Consider the following 14,602-nt stretch of genomic DNA (forward strand, 5'->3'; position numbering starts at 1 on the left):
ACCACAGTTTGCACTTTTTAGGCAAGATTTTGATTGTTTTATGTGGTATATTTGGAAGTACAGATGTCAAACCTGTTTTCCGTAGCAAAGGAGGATGCATTTATGAGCTTTACCGAAATGTTACAGAGTCTCACGGGCAAGCCACTGGTGGACTGCACCGATCAGGAGCTGTATCTGGCACTACTGGAGCTTGTGCGGCAGAAGAGCGCCGACCATGTGCAGCCGGTCACTGGACGCAAGCTGTACTATATCAGCGCCGAATTTCTCATCGGCAAGCTGCTGTCCAACAACCTCATCAATCTGGGGCTGTACGATGAAGCCCGCGATGCACTGGCTGCCGCCGGCAAGAGCCTTTCCGATATCGAAGAGGTGGAGCCGGAACCCTCTCTGGGCAACGGCGGTCTGGGCCGTCTGGCGGCCTGCTTCCTCGACTCTCTGGCAACGCTGAATCTGCCCGGCGACGGCGTGGGCCTGCGATATCACTTTGGCCTGTTCCGCCAGTCCTTTGAGGACGGCGTGCAGAACGAAAAGCCCGACCCGTGGCTCACCGCCCACAGCTGGGCGGAAAAGACCGACATCACCTACCCGGTGGAGCTGGCAGGCAAAGAGTACACCGCCCGGCTGTACAAGCTGGCCGTTACCGGCTACGAGGGCCGCACCAACACCCTGAACCTGTTTGACCTTGACACCATTGACGAGCGTATCGTCCATGACGGCATTGCCTTCGACAAGACCGCCATCGACAAGAACCTGACCCTCTTCCTCTACCCGGACGATTCCGATGAGGCAGGCCGCCGCCTGCGGGTGTACCAGCAGTACCTGATGGTCTCTGCCGGTGCTCAGCTCATTCTGGCCGAGTGTGCCGCCCGGGGCTGCGATTACCACGATCTGGCCGACTATGCCGCCATCCAGATCAACGACACCCACCCCAGCATGGTCATCCCGGAGCTGATCCGCCTGCTGGGCGAAAAGGGCATCGAATTTGAGGAAGCTGTGGAGATCGTCACCAGGACCTGCGCCTATACCAACCACACCATTCTGGCCGAAGCGCTGGAAAAGTGGCCCCGCGCCTATCTGGATGCCGTTGTTCCCCAGCTGATGCCCATTATCGAAAAGCTGGATGCACTGGCCCGCACCCGCACCAAGGAGGAGAGCCTTGCCATCATCGACAAAGACGACCGGGTGCACATGGCCCACATGGATATCCACTTCACCCACTCCACCAACGGCGTGGCGGCGCTGCACACCGAGATCTTGAAAAATTCCGAGCTGCACGGCTTCTATGAGCTGTACCCGGAAAAGTTCAACAACAAGACCAACGGCATCACTTTCCGCCGCTGGCTGCTGGAGTGCGACCCGCGCCTGACCGCCACGCTGGAGCAGCACATCGGCTCCGGTTTCCGCAAGGACGCGGCCGAGCTGGAAAAGCTGCTGGCGTTTGCCGACGACGAGACCGTGCTGAACGAACTGACCGCCGTGAAAAAAGCCAACAAGGCGGCCTTGGCGGAGTGGCTGCTGCGCACCCAGAAAGTAACGGTGAACCCCCATGCCGTGTTCGATATCCAGTCCAAGCGTCTGCACGAGTATAAACGCCAGCAGCTGAATCTGCTGTACCTCATCCATCAGTACCACGAGATCAAGGCAGGGCATCTGCCTGCCGTCCCGCTGGTGAGCATCTTTGGGGCCAAGGCGGCCCCAGCCTATACCATCGCAAAGGACATCATCCATGCCCTGCTGACCCTGTCTAAGGTCATCGCCGCAGACCCGGAGGTGTCTCGGTGGCTGCAGGTGGTCTTTGTGGAAAATTACAACGTCACCGCTGCCGAAAAGCTCATCCCGGCCTGCGACCTGTCCGAGCAGATCAGCCTTGCCTCCAAGGAGGCTTCCGGCACCGGCAACATGAAGTTCATGCTGAACGGTGCACTGACCCTGGGCACCATGGACGGTGCCAATGTGGAGATCAGCCAGCAGGTGGGGGAAGAGAACATCTATATCTTCGGCCAGACCTCCGATCAGGTCATCCATCGCTATGCCGTCGGCGACTACGATCCGGCCCAGTGGGTGGAGGGCGATGCCAACATCCGCCGTGCCATCCGCTTCCTCACCGGGCCGGAGATGCTGGCTGCGGGTCATGCCGAGAACCTGACCCGCCTGCACGACGAACTGATCCATAAGGACTGGTTCCAGACCCTGCCGGACTTCAACGCATACGTCGTGCGCAAGGGGCAGGCCCTCTGCGATTACGCCTGCGACCCCATGGGCTGGCGGCGCAAGTGCCTTGTGAACATTGCCAAAGCGGGCATGTTCTCCTCCGACCGCACCATTGCCGAGTACAACCGCGACATCTGGCATCTGGGCGAATAGTTTACGCAAGCTTTCCTATGGCAGTCGGAGCAGGCTCATCATGCCCCCAGAAAAGAGAAGCAGGGCGTTCCCGACGGGGAACGCCCTGTTGTGCATGATCTCTCGCTTGGTTGCGACCACGGCAGACTGGAAGAGTAATGACATAACAAACACAGCCCCACCTTGGCGAAGGAGAAGCCAAAGTGGGGCTGTATTCAATGAAGGAGAAATGAAGGGGATATCAGGTTACAGATCCAGCTCAAACTGTTCCACCGTAACAGTTGCTTTTCCATCGGCAGCAAAGGTGATGCCGTCGGCAGACTGAGGGGTGTAGATCCATACGGTCATGGTCTGCTCGCCATCGTTGACAAAAACTTCGATGCTGTTTTTATCCAGCAGGATGCGGAGCTTGAGCGCACCGTTCTGGCTGCGTACCTTGCAGCTGCGGGTATGCACGATGTCGGCACGGGAACCGGCATAGCTGCGATCCAGCGTCAGCTGCGAGGTGTAGGGGTCGTAGGTCAGGCTGGTGTGATGGTCTGCGTCAGCAGCCAGCTTCAGGGTAAAGGAACGGTATTCGCCGGGCTGCACCGTAACGGTCAGGTCCGCCACACGGCCCTTGATGCCTTCCAGAGAAGTTTCGCTTTGCACCGTCACATTTTCGTGGAAAGTGCGCTTGCCGTGGACGGCGTCCAGCTCCCGCACCGGGGCCTGAACAATGCGTCCGTCCTTGATATGCAGCTCTCGGGGGCAGATGGTCTGCCCGAACCACTTGCAGCCCTTGGGCTTATCCTCGGTGTCCGACCAGGTCTGCAGCCATGCGGTCATGATCCGGCGGCCATCCGGGGCAAGGGTGGTCTGGGTGGCGTAGAAGTCGATGCCGCCGTCCATCAGCTGCACATTTTCTTTCGTGAAAGTGTGGGTGGCTTCGTCGTAGCTGCCGATGAAGGCGATCACATTGTGACCATTGTGGAACTCGCCCTTGGGCAGCATCTCCATGGGGCCGAGCATCAGGATCTGTTTGCCGTCCAGTGGGAAGAAATCCGGGCACTCCCACATTTTGCCGTACTGATTGTTGCAGCGTTCCAGCACCGTGACAAAGTGCCAGTCGAAGCCGTCCTTGCTCTGGAACAGTGCCGCTGCGCCGCTGCCGTCCTCGGCCTGGCAGACGGTGACGGCGGAGTAAGTGCCGTCGGCCTCACGCCAGATCTTGGGGTCCCGGAAGTCGAACTTGCTGAAGCCCTCCGGCAGGTCTTTCTGGGTCAGCACCGGGTTGCAGGCAGGCTTTTCGTAGTTGAGACCGTCACCAATGGCAATGCTCTGGGTCTGGATGTCCCGCATCTCCCCATTGGGCTGCTTTTCTGCCACCACGCTGGTGTACATCAGCAGCTGCCTGCCGTCGTCCATCTCGGTGGCAGAGCCGGAGAAGCAGCCGGGGCCGTTATCCGCCGGGGAATCCGGGGCAAGCGCACAAGGCAGATACTCCCAGTGCAGCAGGTCGGTGCTGACGGCGTGGCCCCAGTGCATGGGCGCCCACCGCACATCGTAGGGGTTATACTGATAGAACTGGTGATACTTCCCCTTATAATAAGAGAAGCCGTTGGGGTCGTTGAGCCAGCCCACATAAGGAGTCATGTGGTAGGCAGGGCGTTCCGCCGGGGAGATCGCTGCTCCGTGTTCGGCCTCGTAGGCGCGGGCTTTTTGTAAAGTCAGATCGTTCATGGAATCCTCCAAAGGAAAGAATTCTTATGCGTAGTAAGCATCCAGATATTTCTGCATAATGCCCAGATAGTCGGACAGGCCGTAGGCTTCCAGCTTGCTCAGATATTCGTTCCACTCTGCATCCGTAGTGCCGTTCATGATCCAGTTCGCCTTCTGCGTATTCATGTAGGTCTGCAGATCTGCCTGCAGGTTAGAGACCTGCTCGGTGTCCTCGTTGCTCATAAAGACATTGGGATAGACATAATCGTTGTTCATATCCGGGGTGTAGATCTCCTTGATCCAGTCCAGACGGTACTGTGCATCGTCCGGGCAGGTAACGTATACACCATAGTAATCATCCAGAACCGCCAGAGGTCCACTGACACACTGCGCTTCACGGACTTCCACGGGAGAAGCATCGCCCAGAGGAGCGTGCTTCAGCATGGGCTCGCCCTTATCGTTGGTGGACAGTTCAAAAATGTTAAAGCCTTCCGCATCGCCGTAAGTACCCCAGTTGTTCTGCGGAGACTGGAGGGGGGCGTACATCTGATCCAGCCATGCACAAACCAGTGCAGGATTAGCCGCCTTTGCGGTGACAACGCATCTGCCGCGGGCAAAGCCGCTGGTGAAAGAGCCGTTCTGCGGAGTGATATTCCGGGTATCGGCGGTCAGGGCAGGCAGCGGCTCCCAGTCGGTCAGGTTGTCAATGTTGGCAACATCCCAGCTGAAGCAGACACCATAGCGGCCAGCCTTGCCCTTGGAAACATAGGTGGACCACTCCTGCGTGAAGCACTCCGGGTCAATGAGCTTCTCGGCATACAGCTTGTGCAGCCAGTCCAGACCATCACGGTAGCCCTGCTGGGTGGCGGCACAGATGACTTTCCGGTCGTTGGTAACGGCGATATGGCGATCCTTGTCAGCGTCGCCGTAGCCTTCGCCAAAGCCATTGATGAGGATGCTGGGGTCCTGATCGCCGTTGTTGACGATGCAGGACATGGGGATGATGTCGCCGTCAATGCCATACTCGGCCTTGATCGAAGCGGCGTTATCACGGAATGCCATCAGCACCTGCTCAAACTCGTCCACTGTGGTGGGCATCGACAGACCGAGGAAGTTCAGCCACTTGGTATTGATGAAGCTCATGTTGCCAATGGTCTGGATGGCGGTCTTTTCGGAGCCAAGCTGCTCGATCCAGGGCAGTGCCCAGATATGGCCCTCGCTGTCGGTGCACATGGTGCGGTACTCCGGGTACTTCTCAAAGACCTTCTGGAGATTGGGCATATTGTTGTCAATGTAATCTTCCAGATTGAGGATGACGCCCTGATCTGCGTAGCGCAGCAGATTGCTGTCGGTAAAATCAGCAGTAAAAACGAAATCCGTCAGGGTGTTGGGGTTGGACATATTCAGGGTGATCTTATCGCTCCACTGGTCGGACTGGATGGCGGTCCAGTCGATGTGCACATTGGTCTGCTCTTCCAGACGCTTGAAGATGGTGCGGTTGTTCGGCTCGGGTTCGCTACCCACAGGGAAGCTGGTCATACCGGTAAAGGTGACCTTTTCGGACAGCGGAAATGTAACGGCACCGGTCACGTCCACAGCTGCGGCAGCGGAATTGCTGCTGCCGGTGGATTTGCCGCCGCCACAGGCGGACAGAGCAGCGGCAGAACCTGCCAGAGCGCAGACCTTGAGGAAGTTGCGGCGAGAGATCAGCTTTTTCATGGTATTTTCTCCTTTTTCATGTTTCTTTTTTCGTGTAACAGATGAGCGTACCTGCTTATAAAATTCTGGAATATCCTCAGCCTTTAATGGAACCAGCCATGATGCCAGCATCAAAATACTTCTGGAAGAAGGGATACATCACCAGCAGCGGCAGACTGGAAATAATAATGGTTGCATATTTGAGCAGCTCTGCCATCTTCGCACGTTCGGCAGTACTCTGGATATCCGCGATCATGCCGGATTCCGGCTGGCTCTGGATCAGGATGGAACGCAGCACCAGCTGCAGCGGCTGCTTCGATGCGCTGTTCAGGTAGATCATGGCGTCAAAGTAGCTGTTCCACATTGCCACGAACTGCCACAGGGCCAGAACTGCCACCACCGGCATACAGACGGGCAGCAGGATCTTGAAGAAGTAAAGCATCTCGCTGGCTCCATCCACATCCGCAGCTTCGCGCAGCTCACGCGGGATGCCTTGATAATAGGTACGGGCAATGATCATGTTCCACACGCTGAATGCTCCCGGCAGAATGACCGCCCACATGGAATCCAGCAGACCCAGATTGTTGATGAGCAGGTAGGTGGGGATCAGACCGCCGCTGAAAAACATCGTGATCACAAACAAGGTGTTGAAGATCTTTTTGCCTTTGAAGTCCGGCAGCGACATGGGATAAGCGGCAAGCATCGTCACAGCTACCGAGATGATGGTGAAGATGATCGAGTAAAGTACTGCGTTCCTGAAGCCGACCCAGATCTGCTTGTCCGAAACGACACGCTGGTAAGCATCCAGACTCCACTTGCTGAAATCAAAGGAGATGCCCTTGTTTTGCAGAGTGACCGGGTCCATAAAGGACGCGATGACGATGTAGATCATCGGAACGATGATCGCCAGCAGGAACAAGCCCAGAAGTGCGTAGCCGCAGTACAGGATGATCTTATCTTGTCTGGTGTAGAGGGCCATTTTTGATTTTTTCTGTTTTGCCATGGTAAACCCCTCCTTACAAGCCCTTGCCATCGTTCATTTTGGCAACGACCTTGTTCACTGCGATCAGCAGAATGACGTTGACAACGGTGTTGAACAGACCAACTGCCGTAGAAAAGCTGTAATCGCCGTCCAACAGGCCCTTTTTATAAACGTACGTTGCAATGATCTCGGCAGTGTTCAGGTTCAGGTCGGTTTGCAGGGCATAGGCTTTTTCAAAACCGATGCTCATGATGTTGCCTGCCTGCAGGATGAACTGAATCACGACCATATCCTTAATGGCGGGCCACTCCACCGTCATGATCTGCTGGATCAGGTTTGCGCCGTCGATCATCGCAGCTTCCTTCAGATCTTTGCTGGCGTTAGAAAGGGATGCGGTGTACATGATGGATGCCCAGCCGGCACCCTGCCAGATGCCGCTGATGATGTAGATGGGGCGGAACGCTTCCGGCAGCGTCATGAAGTTGATGCTGGTGTGAAGCAGGCCGTTCACCGGGCCGGTGACACTCAGCAGCACCCGGACGATACCGCACAGCACGATGACCGAGATGAAGTTGGGCATATACAGCACCAGCTGCACCTTCTGCTTGATCTTCTTGCTCTCGATACGGTTGAGCAGGAATGCCAGCAGGATGGGGATCGGGAAGCCCCACAGCAGACCGTAGACGCTCAGCTTCAGGGTGTTGATCAGATAGCGCTGGAAGTCCGGCGAGGACATGAAGCGGGTAAAGTTTTTGAAGCCTACCCACTCGCTGCCCCAGATGCCCTTGAAAGGATTGTACTTCTGGAACGCGATCAGCACACCGCCCATGGGAGCGTACTTGAACACCAGCGTCAGCACCACGGCAGGCAGCAGGAACAACAGGTAAAGCTGCCAATGCCGTTTGATGTAGACCCATGTGTTGTGCAGCTTGCGTTCTGCTGTCAGCACAGCCGTTTCCGGCGAGGCCGTCTTTGCTTTCATGAATCATTCTCCTCCTTTTTGATTTGCTTGCCGTTTGATTTGTGTTTTACATTTGCACCTTTGAATTTTACGTTTTCATCGCTTCGATTGTGCAAATGTAAAACTCTGTAATTCATTTATACCACGCATGAAGGCGAATGTCAACGATAATTCATGGTATACATCAAAAATTATTGTGGATTTGTACAGATGCACAAATTCGAAAGTGCGTAAATATGCAAAATGATGATTTGCATTTTTGCATTTGACTAATTTGTGCATTTGCACTATACTGGAGTCATAAAGAATAAGATCCGTCGCCAGACTTTATCTATAAAAGAAAGAGGATGACTTATGGCAACCAAAGTCACCATTCAGGATATTGCAAACGAGCTGCAGCTTTCCCGCAACACAGTTTCAAAGGCCATCAACAACACCGGTGTGCTGGCAGATGCCACACGGGAGAAGATCCTGCGCAAAGCCGCCGAAATGGGCTATAAGCAGTTCGCCTATCTGCCGCTGTTTCAGGAAGACGCTGCAAAAGCAGCAGAGCCTTTCATTCTGCCGAGTGACAAACGGGAGATCGCCATGCTGACGACCCGGTTTCTGAGCAACTCTCACTTTTCCTCCATGATGCTGGATCGTTTCCAGTCGGAAATCGACCATCTGCACAGCGGCATGACCATTCATCGCATTTCTCCCATAGAGCTGAAAGAGAAAAAACTTCCATCTTCGCTCAACATCCAGCGCACAGCCGGCATCATCTGCTTTGAAGTATTCGACTATGACTACGCACAGATGCTGTGCGATCTGGATGTTCCGCTGCTGTTTGTAGACACCCCTGTGATGGAGATGCGCCCTCCTCTGAAAGCTGACCGCCTTTATATGGAAAACCGCATGGAGATCCAGAATGCGGTGGCCCACATGGTCCAGCGCGGCAAAAAACGCATCAGCTTTGCGGGGGATAAAAACCACTGTCAGTCCTTCTTTGAGCGTTATATGGCTTATAAGGATGCAGTGGAGCACTTTGGTCTGACAGAAGGCCTGAGCACCTGTGCGATGCCATCTGGACAGCAGAACTATCCGGTATCCCTGTACGAAACCATCCGTCGGTTCAAAACGATGCCGGATGCCTTTGTCTGCGCCAATGACTTTGTTGCCATGGATCTGGTCAAGGCATTGAATGAGCTGGGGTATTCGGTTCCCGATGATATCTGGGTCTGCGGCTTCGATGATAGTCAGGAGGCTTCCTACTTTGCCCCCCGTCTGACTTCGATCCATATCCATGGACAGATCATGGGCTACACCGCTGCCAATCTGCTTATGACCCGCATCGAAGAGCCATCGCTGAACTATCGCACCGTCTATACGGAAACCAACCTGATCCTGCGCGAATCCACAGGAGATTGAGCGAAAGGAGAACCCCCATGCGTGACCTGTGCAATACGGACAAGCCGTTGTTTGCTGTGCTGACGAAATTGACTTACAGTGCTTACCTGAACATCTTATGGCTCGTGTGCAGCCTGCCCATCGTTACCATCGGGGCTTCTACGACCGCATTGTTCTACGTCACGCTCAAAATGGCGGAAGATCGGGACGATGGTCTGACCCGGATGTTTTTTAAGGCGTTCCGGGAAAATTTTAAGCCCGCCACAAAACTCTGGCTTATCCTGCTGGCAGTCGGCAGTTTCCTGGCTGCGGATGGCTTTGTGCTGCGCCGAATGTGGAGCGAAAACATTTTCTGGACGCTGCTCACGGCAGTGCTTATTGGTGCGGCAGTTCTGTACGGCATCGTTCTGCTGTATGCCTTTCCTCTGCTGGCACGGTTTGAAAACACCACCTTCGGCATCCTGAAAACAGCGTTTCTCGTGGGTGTCCGGTATCTGTTTTGCACCCTGCTGATGGCGGCGATCTATGGCATCATGGGGTACGTCATCGTGTTTGTGTTCACGCCCGCATTCCTGCTGGGCATGGGTTTCTGCGCCATGCTCTGCTCCTTTCTGATGCTTCGGATCCTCTATCTGATCGGTGGAGACCCTGATGCAGTACACGAGGAATACGACCATGACAAAAACTGACCGGGATACGCTCCGCTCCCTCCATGGGCGCAAAAAGTGGGAGCACATCTGGGCATATTACAAGCTGCCCATTGCGATCGTGCTCATCGTCGTCTATATCCTCGGGTATGCAGCCTACCGCCATGTGACGAAAAAAGAGGATGTGCTTTACCTTGGTCTGGTAAACATCACTGCCGGGTCTGATCTGACGGAACAGCTTACCACCGGCTTTGCCGAGGCGCAGGGTCTGACCAAAAAGCAACAGGTCGATCTGCTGTCCGGCTTGCTGCTCAGCGAAAGCGAACACGCAGAGGAGCAGTATGTATATGCTTCGGAGATAAAGCTGCTGGGTGCAGTCAGTGCCCAGCGGTTAGATGTTGTTCTGATGGACGAATATGCACGGGATCGACTGTTGGCAGATGATTATTTTCTCGATCTGCGGACACTGGATGCATCTTTCCATGCACTGTCGGGTTTGAACGCCGGTGGGACCGTGCTGGATATTTCGGACACGCCGTTTGTCAGGCAGGCAGGTTTTTCTGGCAAGGTCTATCTTGGGGTGGTGCAGAATGCACCGCACCCGGAGCGTGCAGCCGCTTACATTCATTATCTGTTCCAGCGGTGATCGTTGGGTTTCACATCAAGAATAAGGAGAAGTATCATGGACATTGTAACGATTGGTGAAGTTTTGATCGACCTGACCCAGACCGGCAAGGATGAACGCGGCATTCCTCAGTTTGCCGCAAACCCCGGCGGCGCACCGGCCAATCTGGCTGTGGCTGCTTCCAGACTGGGCGCACAGACCGCCTTTATCGGCAAGGTGGGTGCGGATGCCTTTGGCCGCTACCTGAAAGAGGTTCTGGCAGAAAACAAGGTGGATGTTTCCGGCATGGCGGTGGATGCAGACCATCCCACCACCATGGCAGTCGTGTCAGTGGATGCCACCGGTGAGCGGGATTTCAGCTTTTACCGCAGTGCCAATGCCGATGTGATGCTGAGCAAAGAGGACATCCCGGAAGAAACTCTCAAAGCGGCAAAGATCGTGCATTTCGGCTCGGTCAGCCTGACCGCCGACCCTTCCCGCACCGCCACGCTGGATGCTGCCGCCCGCGCCAAAAAGCTGGGTGCTGTCATCACTTATGACCCCAATTACCGTGCCAACCTCTGGAAGAACAAAGAGGATGCCATTGCCCAGATGAAGGCTCCCCTGCCGCTGGTGGATATCTTGAAAGTGTCCGATGAAGAACTTCCCCTGCTCACCGGCACCACCGACTGCGAGAGCGGCACGGCACAGCTGGCACAGAACGGCATCCGACTGATTTTTGTCACCTTGGGTGCAAACGGCGTATTCTACCGCTTTGGGGAGAAAACTGGTCATGTGGCAGGCGTTCCCTGCAAGGTGGGCGACACCAACGGCGCAGGGGATACCTTCTTTGGGGCGGCACTGTCCAAACTCTGCAAGGAGGAGCTGGACACCCTGACGGTGGACAAGCTGGAAGGCATTCTTGCCTTTGCCAACAAAGCGGCCAGCATCACCACCAGCCGCCACGGCGCGATCCCCGCCATGCCCACCCTTGCAGAAGTGGAGGGCTGACCTATGGCAGCAAAACAGGAATTTGAGTCCCGGTTTGCCAAGCACAAGGATGAACTAGAATGGCTCTTCATGGAGCTGTACCGCGACCGTGAAGCCCTGCACACGCTGGAAGCCGAAATGGAACAGGCGTGGAATGCCCGCAGCGCCGAGCTGAAAGCACTGGACAAGGCACGCTCTGCCGACCCGGACTGGTACAAGCGTGGCAATATGTTCGGCATGACCATGTACACTGACCTCTTTGCCGGAAATTTGAAAGAACTGGCCAAGAAGCTGCCCTACCTGAAAGAGCAGAAGCTGACCTATCTGCACCTGATGCCCCTGCTGCAGATGCCCCACCCCCACAACGACGGCGGCTATGCGGTGGAGGATTTCGACACCGTAGACCCTGCCCTTGGCACGAATAAAGACCTCGAAAACCTGACCCGGGAGCTGCGGAAAGCCGGCATCAGCCTGTGTCTGGATTTCGTCATGAACCACACCGCCAGCACCCACCGCTGGGCCATGGCGGCAAAAGCTGGCGACCCGTGGTTTCAGGCCTATTACCACCTCTATGATGACCGCACCATCCCCGACCAGTACGAGCAGACCGTGCCGCAGGTGTTCCCCAACACCGCCCCCGGCAACTTTACATGGTGCGAGGAGATGCACAAGTGGGTGCTGACCACCTTCCACGACTACCAGTGGGATCTGAACTATGCCAACCCGGCGGTGTTCGTGGACATGACCAAGAGCATCCTGCATCTGGCAAACCTCGGCGTGGAAGTGTTCCGTATTGACGCCGTGCCCTACATCTGGAAGCAGCTGGGCACCACCTGCCGCAATCTGCCCCAGGTGCACACCATCGTGCGGATGCTCCGGATGGTGCTGGAATGTGTCTGCCCGGCGGTCATCCTCAAGGGCGAGGTGGTCATGGCACCCAAGGAGCTGGCTGCTTACTTCGGCACCCCGGAAAAGCCGGAATGCCACATGCTCTACAACGTGTCCACCATGGTCAACCTGTGGAGCGCACTGGCAAGCCGGGACACACGGCTGCTGAAAGCGCAGTTGGATGCTCTGCACGCCCTGCCGGACAACTGCTGGTTCGTGAACTATCTGCGCTGCCACGATGATATCGGCTGGGGTCTGGACGAGGCCGTGGAGAAGCGACTGGGCATTGACCCGCAGAAACACAAGGAATATCTGTACCACTTCTACGAGGGCAATTTCCCCGGAAGCTGGGCAAAGGGCGAGCTGTACAATTACGACCCTGCCACCGGCGATGCCCGGAGCTGCGGCACCACTGCCAGCCTGTGCGGTATCGAACAGGCACTGGAAAAGGACGATAAAACCGCACTGGACTATGCGGTGAAGCGCGACCTGCTGCTGCACACTGCCATGGCATTCTTGCAGGGCTTTCCCATGCTGAACTGCGGGGACGAAATTGCACAGCTTAATGGCTGGGACTACAAAAACGACCCTGACCGTGTGGAGGACAGCCGTAACCTGCACCGCAGCAAATTCAACTGGGAGGACGCAAAGCAGCGCACCCGAAAGGGCACACTGCAAAACCAGCTGTGGCAGGGCATGGAAGAACTGCGCAAAATGCGTGCAGACGAGTGCTTCAGCCCGGATGCGTGGGTGACCACATGGGACAGCCATAACCCCGGCGTGCTGGCACTGGTGCGCAAGCGCGGCGAGGAAACGCTGGTGGGACTGTTCAACTTTACCGAGTACCCGGCAGGGGCCAGTCTGGACGCTCTGGGCGGTGAGTATCACACCCCGGAGGGCACTTCCGTCTGGCTGGCGGATGTGGAACTGGAACCCTATCAGGCGCTGTTGGTAAAAAACAAATAAGCAAAACGAGCCCATCTGGCTCTCTCTTTTTGCCAAAGTTTTCAGCGTGTTTTCTTGCACACTGCCGAAAGTAGCGTGTTTTCAAAAGTTCGCGTTTGCGCAGCGCAGCGGAGCAATGAAAGCCCCAGTGGGGCTTTTAAGCGACAGAACGGTCTTGCGTAGCAAGATGGAGGGGCCTTCCCCCGACAAGTTCACCTGATACCAATGCCGGGATCGCATTAGGCTGTACCACATCCCGCAAACGCAATTCGCCGATGTACCGGCGATTACTCAGCATCCGCTGAATTGTGTTATAGGACATCTCTCCGCCCATCGAATTTTTGATGTTGTGCGCCTTCAACCAATCCCGCAGGTCAGTCATGGTCGCACCGTCCACATACTTCTGGAACGTCTGCTCCACATACGGAGCCAGCAGCGGGTCTGGCTGGTAATGCCGGGTCTCATCGATCATGTATCCGAACGGAATCGTGCCGCCATTATAAATACCCTTGAGAGCATTTTCGGTCATGCCACGCACGACCTTTTCGGACAGGTCAGCCGAGTAATATTCGGCATAGCCCTCCAGCACCGACTCCAGAATAATACCCTCCGGGCCAGCCGAAATGACTTCCGTTGCCGACACCAGTTTCACGCCGTTTCGCTTCAGCTGAGTCTTGTACCGGGCACTGTCGTAGCGGTTCCGGGCAAAGCGGTCGAGCTTCCAGACAATGATGATGTCAAAAATGCCACGCTCACTGTCCTTGATCATCTGCTGGAACTGCGGGCGGTTGTCCGTTTTTGCAGAAACGGCACGATCGATGTAGTGTTTGACCACCGTAAAGCCGTTCTTCTCCGCATAGGCGGTGCATTCCCGGATCTGACCTTCAATGGATTCTTCACGCTGACTGTCAGTAGAATAGCGGGCATAGATCACGGCGGTCACGGCAAGCACCTCCCATTTACACGTCATTGAACGGTGGAGCGTTCTTTCAAAGCAGTGTTTCGTATAATGTATATACCACAGTTTTTAACTGAATGCAAGACTTTTTCCCAAATAAAAGCCGCCCTCATTCTCAGATTGTCCAGTTCTGGCATGCCGACTGCAGATCCACCATGTGGGCATACAGTCCCTTCCGGGCGTACAGCTCTGCCGGGCTGTCCTGCTCGGCCACGATGCCGCCCGACAGCACCACCACCTGATCCGCACCGGCTACGGTGCGCATTCGGTGAGCAATAATGAGAACCGTTTTATCCTTGATAAGTCGTGACAGTGCTTCCTGAATGGCAGTTTCGTTTTCCACATCCAAGCTGGCGGTGGCCTCGTCCAGCAGGATGATGCCAGAAATACCATGAGCGCAGTAAGAACCGTAATTTTCATTTCGACTTTACTTTCTCTCCTTCACGTCCGCAAATATGGCAGATCATTGCATTCCCGCGTCGGGGTATTTGATGAG

General features: G+C 55.6%; 10 protein-coding genes and 2 pseudogenes. 6 read left to right on the plus strand and 6 right to left on the minus strand.

What is annotated here, in order from left to right:
* Positions 1-102 precede the first annotated feature (102 nt).
* The gene (locus DXA70_RS01740) at positions 103-2,364 is read left to right on the plus strand and encodes a glycogen/starch/alpha-glucan phosphorylase (RefSeq protein WP_128117431.1); all 2,262 of its coding nucleotides are present in this window, start codon (positions 103-105) and stop codon (positions 2,362-2,364) included.
* A 225-nt stretch (positions 2,365-2,589) separates the two neighbouring features.
* Here DXA70_RS01740 and DXA70_RS01745 read toward each other — a convergent pair whose 3' ends face one another.
* The 4 genes from DXA70_RS01745 to DXA70_RS01760 form a co-directional block, all read right to left on the minus strand.
* A complete protein-coding gene (locus DXA70_RS01745) occupies positions 2,590-4,065 on the minus strand; it encodes a glycoside hydrolase family 32 protein (protein ID WP_128117432.1) in 1,476 nt (491 codons plus the stop codon).
* A 24-nt stretch (positions 4,066-4,089) separates the two neighbouring features.
* A complete protein-coding gene (locus DXA70_RS01750) occupies positions 4,090-5,763 on the minus strand; it encodes an extracellular solute-binding protein (protein ID WP_128117433.1) in 1,674 nt (557 codons plus the stop codon).
* Between the two features lie 76 nt (positions 5,764-5,839).
* Positions 5,840-6,745, minus strand: a complete 906-nt coding sequence (locus tag DXA70_RS01755; protein WP_173012883.1) for a carbohydrate ABC transporter permease — start codon at positions 6,743-6,745, stop codon at positions 5,840-5,842.
* A gap of 13 nt (positions 6,746-6,758) precedes the next feature.
* Complete coding sequence (locus DXA70_RS01760; RefSeq protein ID WP_112114530.1) at positions 6,759-7,706, minus strand: ABC transporter permease subunit; 948 nt, start codon at positions 7,704-7,706, stop codon at positions 6,759-6,761.
* A gap of 333 nt (positions 7,707-8,039) precedes the next feature.
* Here DXA70_RS01760 and DXA70_RS01765 point away from each other — a divergent pair, with 333 nt between their 5' ends.
* From DXA70_RS01765 to DXA70_RS01785, 5 genes are read left to right on the plus strand one after another with little or no spacing between them, the layout of a single operon-like run.
* A complete protein-coding gene (locus tag DXA70_RS01765) occupies positions 8,040-9,095 on the plus strand; it encodes a LacI family DNA-binding transcriptional regulator (protein WP_128117434.1) in 1,056 nt (351 codons plus the stop codon).
* 17 nt (positions 9,096-9,112) lie between these two features.
* Positions 9,113-9,763 carry a DUF624 domain-containing protein gene (locus DXA70_RS01770; protein WP_097781455.1) on the plus strand — a complete coding sequence of 217 codons (651 nt, stop codon included), beginning with the start codon at positions 9,113-9,115 and terminating at the stop codon, positions 9,761-9,763.
* Positions 9,750-10,367, plus strand: a complete 618-nt coding sequence (locus DXA70_RS01775; RefSeq protein WP_128117435.1) for a hypothetical protein — start codon at positions 9,750-9,752, stop codon at positions 10,365-10,367. The genes DXA70_RS01770 and DXA70_RS01775 overlap by 14 nt, the downstream gene beginning before the upstream one ends.
* Before the next feature lie 36 nt (positions 10,368-10,403).
* Entirely contained in the window at positions 10,404-11,336 is a 933-nt protein-coding gene (locus DXA70_RS01780) for a carbohydrate kinase (RefSeq protein WP_128117436.1), read from the plus strand.
* Between the two features lie 3 nt (positions 11,337-11,339).
* On the plus strand, positions 11,340-13,169 hold the full coding sequence (locus tag DXA70_RS01785) for an amylosucrase (protein ID WP_128117437.1): 1,830 nt from the start codon (positions 11,340-11,342) through the stop codon (positions 13,167-13,169).
* A 187-nt stretch (positions 13,170-13,356) separates the two neighbouring features.
* Here DXA70_RS01785 and DXA70_RS01795 read toward each other — a convergent pair.
* Together DXA70_RS01795 and DXA70_RS01800 are read right to left on the minus strand one after the other, a co-directional pair.
* A pseudogene (locus DXA70_RS01795) lies at positions 13,357-14,091 on the minus strand (recombinase family protein); the annotation flags it as partial.
* Between the two features lie 130 nt (positions 14,092-14,221).
* A pseudogene (locus tag DXA70_RS01800) lies at positions 14,222-14,507 on the minus strand (ABC transporter ATP-binding protein); the annotation flags it as partial.
* Positions 14,508-14,602 lie beyond the last annotated feature (95 nt).

Origin of the sequence: Faecalibacterium sp. OF04-11AC, assembly GCF_003460645.1 — a bacterium.
Lineage (GTDB): Bacteria > Bacillota > Clostridia > Oscillospirales > Ruminococcaceae > Faecalibacterium > Faecalibacterium prausnitzii_I.